Origin of the sequence: Pseudomonas sp. Colony2 (assembly GCF_019382755.1) — a bacterium.
Lineage (GTDB): Bacteria > Pseudomonadota > Gammaproteobacteria > Pseudomonadales > Pseudomonadaceae > Aquipseudomonas.
On sequence record NZ_CP080030.1, the window covers coordinates 5,787,163 to 5,797,695 of the forward strand.

Below are 10,533 nucleotides of genomic sequence, written 5' to 3' on the forward strand. Positions count from 1 at the left end.
CTTTGTAGTAACGGGAAGATGAGCGGGGAAATCAGCCTTCCAGAACAGCGAGAATCTCGTTCTCAGCCATTACCAGCAGGTCTTCGCCGTCGATTTTCACAGTGTTGCTGCCGGAGTAAGGGCCGAAAACAACCTTGTCACCCACTTTCACAGCCAGCGCACGTACTTCACCGTTTTCCAGGGTCTTGCCTGGGCCAGCAGCGAGAATCACACCGTGGTTGGCTTTCTCAGCAGCCGAACCTGGCAGCACGATACCGCCAGCGGTTTTCTTTTCTTCTTCACTGCGACGGATGACGACGCGGTCATGCAGAGGACGAAGCTTGCTCATTGTCGATCTCTCCTAATTGTGTTTTTCATCGGCCGGTGTCAATTCCGGCTAGTTAAATTCCGGCGGTGCCGGTCGCGGTTCGCGGCGCGAAACGCGGAAGTCTGTCTGGTGTCTCCACCAGAAACCTTGCGGTGACCGTTACATAAGGGCGCATAAGCTTATTACAAGGGTACCGAGATGAAAATTTTTGTGTCGGGGGGGCGTCTTCAAAAGCCGCACGGCACCCGCGGGTGCCGTGCCAGTGAGGAGATTACTTGGGGTCGCGGTGTTCGAACTCACCTTCGATCACGTCACCTTCGCGCCCCAGGGGCTGGCGCGGGGCCGGGCCACCACGGGGTTGCAGGTCATCGGCAAAGGCGCGCTGGCGAATGGCAGCCTCTTCGGCACGCTGGCGCATCTTGCCCGCCAGCACTTTGCGAGTGAATGGCAGCAACATCACCAGGCCAACCACATCGCTGATAAAGCCCGGCAGGATCAGCAGGCCACCGGCCAATGCCATCATCAGGCCTTCGAGCATGGTCTGGGCCGGCAGCTCGCCGCGATTCAGGCTTTCACGGGCACGCAGCGCCGTGGCCAGGCCGGCGACGCGCAGCACCAGTACGCCGAGCATCGAGCCGAGAATGATCAGCAGCAGCGCCGGGAAAAACCCGATTGCCCCGCTGACTTGTACGAATACGAACAGCTCAAGCACCGGAAACAACAAAAAGAGCAACAAAAAAGGGCGCATCAAATGGTTCCTCAACGCAAGAATGCCTTGCTACTCCACCTTAGATGACGTCGCCGTTTCGTGAATTCAAGCTTCAGCGGCTGCTTTTTTCGGCCAGACCTCGGCGTGAGCCAGGAAAACCAAGGCTTCGCGTACTTGTGTCGGCGTGTTGCAAGGCTCGGCAAAGGGCAGCCAGTAGAGGGCCTGGCCAATGCGCAAGTGCATGCCTTCGCTGTCGATACCGGCCAGTTGCGCAGGCTCGGAGGTCGGCAGGCCGGCCAGTTCGACATAGTGGGCAATCGCCTTGGTGTGGTCGCTGTTCATGTGCTCGACCATGCTCAGCTCGGCCTTGCCGGCAAACGGATTGGCCAGGGTCAGTTGGTCGACCCAGTGGATCGCGCCGAACCCGCCGATATAACGATGGCGCACCGGCTTGAGCACCCAGAAGTCAAAATCATGGGCCTTGTGGTAGTTCGCCGAGTCCGGGAAATAGCGGTAATAACGCTCGGCGGCGGCTTCAATCGCAGCGCCGTCTTCGAGCTTTTCGGCCTCGGCGAGGTAGGTCAGGCGCCCTACCGCTTGCACGTCGTCCGCCTCACGCTCACCGACCAGCAACGAGCACTTGGGGTCTTTCTGCAGGTTGTGGGTGTGCTGGGCGATACGGCTGATCAGGATCAGCGGCCGACCCTCGGCGTCCAGGCAATACGGCACCACCGAGCCAAAAGGGAAACCGGGCATGGCCTTGGACAAGGTGGCGAGTGCCCCACGGTATTCCTTGAGCAGTAGTTCTCGGGCATTCTTGGCAACGTGCGCGCTCAACTTATGACTCCTTCGATAAATTTCGTCAAAAAACAAACCTGGATAGCCGCTTAATTCTGCCCACAGGACTTGCGAATGCATCTCAACGACAAAGTAATCATTATCACCGGCGGTTGCCAGGGTTTGGGCCGCTCCATGGCCGAGTATTTTGCCGCCAAAGGTGCCAACCTGGCGCTGGTGGACCTCAATCAGGAAAAACTCGACCAGGCGGTGGCCGCCTGCCAGGCCCATGGAGTGAAGGCCTGCGCCTATCTGTGCAACGTGGCGAATGAAGAGCAGGTGACCCACACCGTGGCACAGATCGCCGAAGACTTCGGTGCGATCAACGGCTTGATCAACAACGCCGGAATCTTGCGCGACGGCTTGCTGCTCAAGGTCAAGGACGGCGAGATGACCAAGATGAGCCTGGCCCAGTGGCAGGCGGTGATCGATGTCAACCTTACCGGGGTGTTCCTGTGCACCCGTGAGGTGGCGGCAAAAATGGTGGAGCTGAAGAACCAGGGCACCATTATCAATATCTCGTCGATCTCGCGGGCCGGCAATGTCGGGCAGACCAACTACTCCGCCGCCAAGGCCGGTGTAGCGGCCGCCACTGTGACCTGGGCCAAGGAGCTGGCGCGCTACGGCATCCGCGTGGCGGGCATCGCACCGGGGTTTATCGAGACCGAGATGACCCTGGGCATGAAGCCCGAGGCCTTGGAGAAGATGACCGCCGGCATTCCCCTCAAGCGCATGGGGCGGCCCGAGGAGATTGCCCATTCAGCGGCGTATATCTTCGAGAACGACTACTACACCGGGCGGATTCTGGAAATGGACGGCGGGTTACGCCTTTAATTACCAAGCGACGCCGAACCCTGCGGTGTAGCGGGTCTTGCTCAACGCGCTTTCCGAGTCGCCACTAATAATGTCGCGCTCGGCCTTGAGGTTGAGGGAGGCCCACTCGGTGACTTTGTAGCGCAAGCCCATTTCCGCATCCAGGGAGTACTCGGACGGCCCGGCCAGCGGCTTGCCCACTTCGCCATTGGTGAAGAATTCAACGGTCTTGCCCACCAGGTAGCGGTTGTAGTTCCACTTCATGGCCAGCGAATAGAAGTTGTCCTTGCCGCCGTCCTGGTATTCATAGTCGGTGCGGTTGACCAGCGAACCGAGGGAGAACGCGCCCAGTTCGTCATCCCAGAATTGGTAGCCCGGGCCGGTACCCACGGTGCGCTGGCGGGACAGGTCCTCGACCTTGTCGCGCTTGTAGGTCAAGCGGCCCTGCCAGAACCAGTGTTCGGTAATAAACCGGTCCAGGTCGTACTCCAGCGCCCAGTTGTCGGTGGTGGTCACGTCGTCCTGGAATTCGCGGTTGTATTCGCCCTCGGCGGTATGGCGCCACTGGCCATGGCGGGCAGTGGTCTTGAAGTCGATGTCGTAGTCGTTGGTGTCGTTTTCCGCGCGCTTGTAGTCCAGCGCCATATCGACATTGCCCTTCCACACCAGGTCCTCGATCACCGGCTTGGGCTTGATAATCTGCTGGATGCTCGCCAGGTCGACAGTCTTGGGCGCCTCGCCGTTGGCCAGGATGACCTTGCCATCGTCGGCCGGCTGCAGGGACTTGGCCTTCTCACCGCTGTAGGCATCCTGCTTGACCAGCAATTCCTGATCGCTCTCCAGGGTCTTGACCTGCTTCCAGTCCACCGGGATCGCGCCGGCATAGTCGGTCTGGATCAGCAGTTTGCCACCGTCGAAAACCTTGATCTTGCCGGTCAGGCGGTCACCGTTCTTCAACCAGACGGTGTCGGCGAGCAACGGGGTGGAGGCGCTGAAGACAGCGAGGCACAGCAGGGTTCTGGACAACATAAGCGGATATGGGGCTCGAGTTTGACGAAAAAACGGGCATTATCGGGGTGGATAACTTCTTAGCAAGGACTGACTCGGGTATTCGTATCGAGTTCCGCTCTCAGCCCCCCATTTTTCAGAAATTTCTTACAAATAGACGGATATTTTCATCGGATATGCCACCGTGAACGAACTGACCGACGCTCCGCAAAGCCCCGCTGAAATGCGCCGCACTGTGCTGTACCTGACCCTCGCCCAAGTGCCCGAAGGCTGCGTGATCAGCTACGGGGAGCTGGCACACCTCGCCGGTTTGGGTCGCGCCGCACGTTGGGTGGGTCGCACCCTGAGCCAACTGCCCGAGGACACCAAACTGCCCTGGCATCGCGTGCTGGGTGCCGGTGGTCGGATAAGTCTGCCGGTGGGCAGTGCCTCGGGTGACGAGCAACGTGCGCGTTTGCGCGGCGAAGGCGTCAGCATCCTGAACAATCGTGTTGATATTCAGCGTCATGGCTGGCGCCCGGTAGAGCACAGCGGTTAGAGTGCGCGCTTTATTTGCGTAATTCTGAGGCAGACTCCAGCCCATGCCCCGTAAAACCTGGCGCGCCGCGCTCGCCGCCTATGCCAGCCCCTCGACGTTAGTGCTGTTGCTGCTCGGCTTTGCTGCCGGCTTGCCTTACATGTTGGTGTTCTCGACGCTCTCGGTATGGTTGCGCGAGGCCGGCGTGGCCCGCGAAACCATCGGTTATGCGAGCCTGATCGGCCTGGCCTATGCCTTCAAGTGGGTCTGGTCGCCCCTGCTCGACCAATGGCGCCTGCCACTGCTCGGCAAGCTCGGACGTCGTCGCTCCTGGCTGGTACTGTCCCAGACGCTGGTGATCCTCGGATTGATCGGCATGGGTTTCTGTGATCCGCAAAAGCATCTGTCCTGGCTGATCGCCATTGCCGTGATCGTGGCCTTCGCTTCCGCCACGCAAGACATCGCCGTAGACGCCTACCGCCTGGAAATCGCCAGCGACAGCCAGCAGGCCGCGCTTGCCGCCAGCTATATGTCCGGTTATCGCGTGGCCGCACTGCTTGCGACCGCAGGTGCACTGTTTTTTGCCGAAGGCTTCGGTTCCACCGGCTTCAATTACAAGCACTCGGCATGGACCGGCACCTACGTGCTGTTTGGTGTGCTGATGGTGCCCGCGCTGCTGACCACGCTGTTCATGCGCGAACCCAATGTGCCGCTGCGTACCCAATTGCAGGCCGGGCGCTACAGCTTTGCTCACCAGCTGGTCTCGGTGTTCGTGTTGATCGTGCTGCTGGTCTCGGTACCGGCGATGTTCACCCAGCTGTACAACACTGACTTCGCCAGCGTGCTGTTCCATGGGGTCAGCCTGCTGGACCTGCTGCTGGAAGATCGCGCGTTCCTGCGGGCCATCCTCTACATCATCCTGACCACGCTGTGCCTGTCGACCATGGGCCGCCGGGGCCTGGCGCCGGTGCTCACGCCGGTCAACGACTTTATCCTGCGCTACCGCTGGCAGGCCTTCCTGCTGTTGGGACTGATTGCCACCTACCGCATGTCGGACACGGTAATGGGCGTAATGGCCAACGTGTTCTATATCGACCAGGGCTTTACCAAGGACCAGATCGCCGGTGTCAGCAAAGTCTTCGGCCTGATCATGACCCTGCTGGGCGCCGGCATGGGTGGCCTGTTGATCGTGCGCTTCGGGATTCTGCCGATCCTGTTCATCGGCGGCATTGCATCGGCCGGCACCAACCTGCTGTTCGTGATGCTCGCCGACATGGGCCCGGATCTGCAGATGCTGATTTTCACCATTTCCCTGGATAACTTCAGTTCAGGCATGGCGACCTCGGCGTTTGTCGCGTACCTGTCGAGCCTGACCAACCTGAAGTTCTCCGCCACCCAATACGCCCTGCTCAGTTCGATCATGTTGCTGCTGCCGCGCTTGATCGGCGGGTATTCGGGGGTGATGGTCGAGAAGTTCGGTTACCACAACTTCTTCATGATCACCTGCCTGCTGGGTGTGCCGACGCTGGTCCTGATCGCCTTGCACTGGTTTCAGGAAAGCCGGCGGATTCGCTTGAATCCTCCCGAGGAAAACGAATCACTGTAGGAGCTGGCTTGCCTGCGATTGCATCACCGCGGTGTAACTGACACACCGTGTTGCCTGCATCGCAGGCATGCCAGCTCCCACAGAAGCCCTGCTCCAGCAACCAGATGCCTGTACGTCGGCAGCAAGCGCCCGTACAATCCCAAGTCATTTCAAGTCCAAGCAACCGACAACGGCCTACCATGCGCACCAGTCAATATTTGCTCGCCACACAGAAAGAAACGCCTTCCGACGCGGTCGTGATCAGCCATCAGCTGATGCTGCGCGCCGGCATGATCCGCAAACTGGCCTCGGGCCTGTACACCTGGCTGCCCATGGGCTTGAAGGTGATGCGCAAGGTCGAAGCCATCGTTCGTGAAGAAATGAACGCTGCCGGCTCTCTGGAAGTGTTGATGCCGAGCACCCAACCGGCTGAGCTGTGGCAGGAATCCGGGCGCTGGGAAGAGTACGGCCCTGAATTGCTGCGCTTCAAGGATCGTCATGGCCGGGACTTCTGCGCCGGCCCGACCCACGAAGAAGTGATCACCGACCTGATGCGCAACGAGTTGAGCAGCTACAAGCAACTGCCCCTCAACCTGTATCAGATCCAGACCAAGTTCCGTGACGAAATCCGCCCACGCTTCGGTTTGATGCGCGGCCGCGAATTCATCATGAAGGACGCCTATTCGTTCCACGCTGACCAGGCGTCCCTTCAGGTCACTTACGACCGCATGCACACCGCCTACTGCAACGTGTTCACGCGCCTGGGCCTGAAATTCCGTCCGGTTGAAGCGGACAACGGCTCCATCGGCGGTGCCGGCTCCCACGAGTTCCACGTGCTGGCCGAGTCCGGTGAAGACGACATCGTGTTCAGCAACGGTTCCGACTACGCGGCAAACATCGAGAAAGCCGAAGCCGTGCCACGGGAAACTTCCCGCCCTGCGCCAAGCGAAGAGCTGCGCCTGGTGGACACACCCGAGACCAAGACCATCGCGGCCCTGGTGGAGAAATTCAATCTGCCGATTGAAAAGACCATCAAGACCCTGATCGTGCGCGCCGAGGAAGAAGGCAAGCTGATCGCCCTGGTAATCCGTGGCGACCACGAGCTCAACGAAATCAAGGCCGCTCAGCAGCCAGGCGTTGCCAGCCCGCTGGTCATGGCCACCGACGCCGAACTGCGCGACGCCATTGGTGCCGGTGCCGGCTCCCTGGGCCCGCTGAACCTGCCATTGCCGATCATCATCGACCGTTCGGTCGAGCTGATGAGCGACTTCGGCATCGGTGCCAACATCGATGACAAGCACTACTTTGGCGTGAACTGGGAACGTGACCTGCCGGTTCCGACCGTGGCCGACCTGCGCAACGTGGTGGCCGGCGACCCAAGCCCGGACGGCAAGGGCACCCTGGAAATCAAGCGCGGCATCGAAGTCGGGCACATCTTCCAGCTGGGCAACAAGTACAGCAAGGCGATGAAGTGCGAAGTGCTGGGCGAGAACGGCAAGCCGATCACCCTGGAAATGGGCTGCTACGGCATTGGCGTATCCCGCGTGGTTGCGGCTGCCATCGAGCAGAACAACGACGAGAAAGGCATCATCTGGAGCGACGCCCTGGCGCCATTCCAGGTTGCCCTGGTACCGCTGCGCTACGAAACCGAGCAAGTACGCGAAGCCACCGACAAACTGTATGCCGAACTCACGGCTGCCGGTTTTGAAGTGCTGCTGGATGATCGGGACAAGAAAACCAGCCCGGGCATCAAGTTCGCCGACATGGAACTGATTGGCATCCCGCACCGGATCGTGGTCAGTGACCGCGGCCTGGCCGATGGCAATCTGGAATACAAGAGCCGGACCGAAGCCGAGGCCCAACCGTTGCCGGTGGCTGACGTGCTGTCTTTCCTTCAGGCGCGTATTCGTCGCTGAAAACCAGATCAAGAGTCGTCATGTTCAAGCGAAACACCATAGCCCTGGGGGGCGCCACGTTATGTGGCGCCCTGCTGGTCAGCGGCTGCGCCAACCAAATGTCGCAACGCAGCGAGCACGAGGAACGCATCGAGCGCAAATTGCTCGATCACAGCCTGCAGATCGACGTGGGCGAGCCGAAGGTGCTGGAGCTGCCGCAACGCCGGGTGCGCATTCACGAGCAAAAGACCTTTGAGGTCACCGAGTTCGAAGTTACCCGTCGCTACGACCGCTACACGCCCTACCAGCCCTGGCGCAAACTCTATGAGATGCCCCTGGGCGCGGTCGCGCTCGTGGCGGGCGTCGGCGCCAACGTGGCGAATGTGTTTGCCCTGGGCAACCTGCCTGCCAGCATGACCCGGGATTGGCTCAGCTATGGCGTGGACGGGCTCAACCCGTTCATGAACGTGCAATCCAACGGCCGTGCGCAACAGAACCTGGCGGGTATCGATGAAGTCCAGCGCGACAAGCGCGTGGAGTATTCGAGCCTGCCCTGGAGCGAGCGCCCGGTACAGGTGACTGCCGGCAAGCAAACCCATGAGCTGACCACCGACCGCGATGGCGTGCTGCGCCTGAACCTGTTGGACAGCCCGTTTGCCGAGCAGGACCTGAACCGCATCAGCACCCTGAAGATCAGTGTTGAAGATGCCCAGGATGACGTGCACTCGGACTCATCCCTGGCCATCAGCGGCACCCTGCGGGGCAAATTGCTCGAAGCTCACGGTTTGATCTATGACGACCTGGAAGACGACGAGGTCAACGAGTGGGTGCACCGGGTCAAGCGCCTGTCGGAGCTGGGCCTGGAAGAAGAAGCCAGCGAGCTGGAACAGAGCCTGATCGAACTGACCCGCAATGATCCGGAGTTGCAGCAGGAATTCCTGCAGGCCTTGACCAAGGATGCCGGACGCCTGGTGGCGGATCCCGGAGCACGCTGAAGCCTTTAAATGTGGGAGCGGGCTTGCTCGCGAATGCGGCGTGTCAGCCAGCACATGCGTCAACTGACACACCGCATTCGCGAGCAAGCCCGCTCCCACATTTGGCTTTCGGTTTCTACCAGGGAAATTGGAGCTGCTCGTTGCCGTTGCTCAAATCCAGCAAACGCACGCCTATTCCCAGCAATCGCACCGGCTTGTCGCCGCGATTGAACGCCTGGGTCAGCAACTGCCGGTAACTCTCCAGGTCCCGCCCTGCCCCCGCCTGCTCCAGGGTCGTCTGGGTAAAGTCGTGAAACTTCACTTTGACGAACGGCTTGCCCGCCCGATAACTGCTGTCGATGCGCGCCATGCGCCCGGCCAGGGTGTCCATCAGCTCCGGCAGTTTTTCCAGGCAACTGGGCAAGTCCGGCAGGTCGACATCGTAGGTATTTTCCACGCTGATGGATTGCCGGCGACTGTCGTTCTGCACCACACGGTCATCAATCCCACGCGCCAGGCTCCAAAGCCGCTCGCCAAAACTGCCGAACTCTCGCACCAGCGCCAACTTGTTCCACTCCCGCAGTTGCAGGCAGTCCTCGATCCCCAGCCGCGCCAGCTTGTCGGCCGTCACCTTGCCCACGCCGTGGAGCTTTTTCACCGGCAGCGCCGAGACAAAGTCTTCCACCTGGTCGGGGGTGATCACAAACAGTCCGTTGGGCTTTTTCCAGTCGCTGGCGATCTTGGCGAGAAACTTGTTCGGCGCCACGCCCGCGGAAACGGTGATGTGCAACTGGTTGGAGACCCGCCGGCGAATGTCCTGGGCAATGCGCGTGGCACTGCCGCCGAAATGCGGGCTGTCGGAGACGTCCAGGTAGGCTTCGTCCAGGGACAACGGTTCGATCAGGTCGGTGTAGTCGCGAAAGATCGCCTGGATTTCCTTTGATGCTTCTTTATAAGCATCCATGCGCGGCTTGACGATGGTCAGGTCCGGGCACAGCTTCAGGGCATGGCGGGACGACATGGCCGAACGCACACCATAGGCCCGTGCTTCATAGTTGCAGGTGGCGATCACCCCGCGACGGTCTGCCGAGCCACCGACAGCCAGGGGCTTTTGCGCCAGGGTCGGGTCGTCGCGCATCTCGATGGCGGCGTAGAAGCAATCACAGTCGACGTGGATGATTTTGCGCTGCGTCATATATAAGGCAGTGGTTCTGGGCAGAAAACGGACAGGCCGGCAGTATCTCACTCACACCTGTATATAGCACCAGTAGTTTGAATCTTCCGCTTAAGCGGTAGGAAAATTCGCAGGTGAATTCATTTTCTCAATCGAAACACACCCCCCAATAGAGCTGAAAGCCTCGGCCAGACTGGCCCCGCGACCTATCAAGGGGCCACCTTGGAGAGCTAACCGATTGAACCACAAGCGCTTTTCTTTGAATCAGCGGTTGACACACTCGCGTTCCTCTGTAGAATGCCGACACACAGACGCGGGATGGAGCAGTCTGGTAGCTCGTCGGGCTCATAACCCGAAGGTCGTCGGTTCAAATCCGGCTCCCGCAACCAAACATCAAAAAAGGCTACTCGAAAGAGTGGCCTTTTTTGTGCTTGTCTGTTTTAGCCCTCGCGTCGATTGTCTGACAAAAAACCTTTCCCAATCGTGCACTTACCGCACCCGCGTGACAATCCGACGCTAAATTGCACTTATTTGACCCATCGTTCGATTAACGGTTGACACCCCGCCGTTGCTCTGTAGAATGCCGCCACACAGACGCGGGATGGAGCAGTCTGGTAGCTCGTCGGGCTCATAACCCGAAGGTCGTCGGTTCAAATCCGGCTCCCGCAACCAAACATCAAAAAAGGCTGCTCGAAAGAGTGGCCTTTTTTGTAT

The 10,533-nt window shown here is 59.8% G+C and carries 10 protein-coding genes and 2 tRNA genes; 7 read left to right on the plus strand and 5 right to left on the minus strand.

Translation table 11 applies throughout. The annotated features are described in order from the left end of the window. Positions 1–31: 31 nt before the first annotated feature. The 3 genes from groES to JV201_RS23340 all read right to left on the minus strand — a co-directional run bounded on the left by groES (position 32) and on the right by JV201_RS23340 (position 1,853). The gene (gene groES / locus JV201_RS23330; RefSeq protein ID WP_003208599.1) at positions 32–328 is read right to left on the minus strand and encodes a co-chaperone GroES; all 297 of its coding nucleotides are present in this window, start codon (positions 326–328) and stop codon (positions 32–34) included. A gap of 250 nt (positions 329–578) precedes the next feature. After that, a complete protein-coding gene (locus JV201_RS23335; RefSeq protein WP_003208601.1) occupies positions 579–1,055 on the minus strand; it encodes an FxsA family protein in 477 nt (158 codons plus the stop codon). Positions 1,056–1,121: 66 nt separating this feature from the next. After that, complete coding sequence (locus JV201_RS23340) at positions 1,122–1,853, minus strand: HugZ family protein (RefSeq protein WP_003208603.1); 732 nt, start codon at positions 1,851–1,853, stop codon at positions 1,122–1,124. Between the two features lie 75 nt (positions 1,854–1,928). On the opposite strand from JV201_RS23340, the gene JV201_RS23345 reads away from it, so the two are divergent. After that, entirely contained in the window at positions 1,929–2,687 is a 759-nt protein-coding gene (locus JV201_RS23345; protein ID WP_219406094.1) for an SDR family oxidoreductase, read from the plus strand. On the opposite strand, the gene JV201_RS23350 is transcribed toward JV201_RS23345, so the two are convergent. Further along, positions 2,688–3,695 carry a DUF481 domain-containing protein gene (locus tag JV201_RS23350; protein WP_177009843.1) on the minus strand — a complete coding sequence of 336 codons (1,008 nt, stop codon included), beginning with the start codon at positions 3,693–3,695 and terminating at the stop codon, positions 2,688–2,690. Between the two features lie 202 nt (positions 3,696–3,897). On the opposite strand from JV201_RS23350, the gene JV201_RS23355 reads away from it, so the two are divergent. From JV201_RS23355 to JV201_RS23370, 4 genes are all read left to right on the plus strand, one after another. Beyond that, a complete protein-coding gene (locus JV201_RS23355) occupies positions 3,898–4,212 on the plus strand; it encodes an MGMT family protein (protein ID WP_218166212.1) in 315 nt (104 codons plus the stop codon). A 43-nt stretch (positions 4,213–4,255) separates the two neighbouring features. After that, positions 4,256–5,797 (plus strand): AmpG family muropeptide MFS transporter, encoded by a 1,542-nt coding sequence (locus JV201_RS23360; protein ID WP_219406095.1) that lies wholly within the window; start codon positions 4,256–4,258, stop codon positions 5,795–5,797. A gap of 179 nt (positions 5,798–5,976) precedes the next feature. Continuing rightward, on the plus strand, positions 5,977–7,692 hold the full coding sequence (locus JV201_RS23365) for a proline--tRNA ligase (RefSeq protein WP_008433579.1): 1,716 nt from the start codon (positions 5,977–5,979) through the stop codon (positions 7,690–7,692). Between the two features lie 20 nt (positions 7,693–7,712). Continuing rightward, positions 7,713–8,666, plus strand: a complete 954-nt coding sequence (locus JV201_RS23370; RefSeq protein ID WP_003208616.1) for a hypothetical protein — start codon at positions 7,713–7,715, stop codon at positions 8,664–8,666. A gap of 115 nt (positions 8,667–8,781) precedes the next feature. Here the strand turns inward: JV201_RS23370 and dinB are convergent, their stop codons facing one another. Continuing rightward, on the minus strand, positions 8,782–9,840 hold the full coding sequence (dinB, locus tag JV201_RS23375) for a DNA polymerase IV (RefSeq protein ID WP_134327257.1): 1,059 nt from the start codon (positions 9,838–9,840) through the stop codon (positions 8,782–8,784). 291 nt (positions 9,841–10,131) lie between these two features. On the opposite strand from dinB, the gene JV201_RS23380 reads away from it, so the two are divergent. After that, positions 10,132–10,208, plus strand: a tRNA-Met gene (locus JV201_RS23380). A 206-nt stretch (positions 10,209–10,414) separates the two neighbouring features. Next, positions 10,415–10,491, plus strand: a tRNA-Met gene (locus JV201_RS23385). The last annotated feature ends 42 nt before the right edge of the window (positions 10,492–10,533 follow it).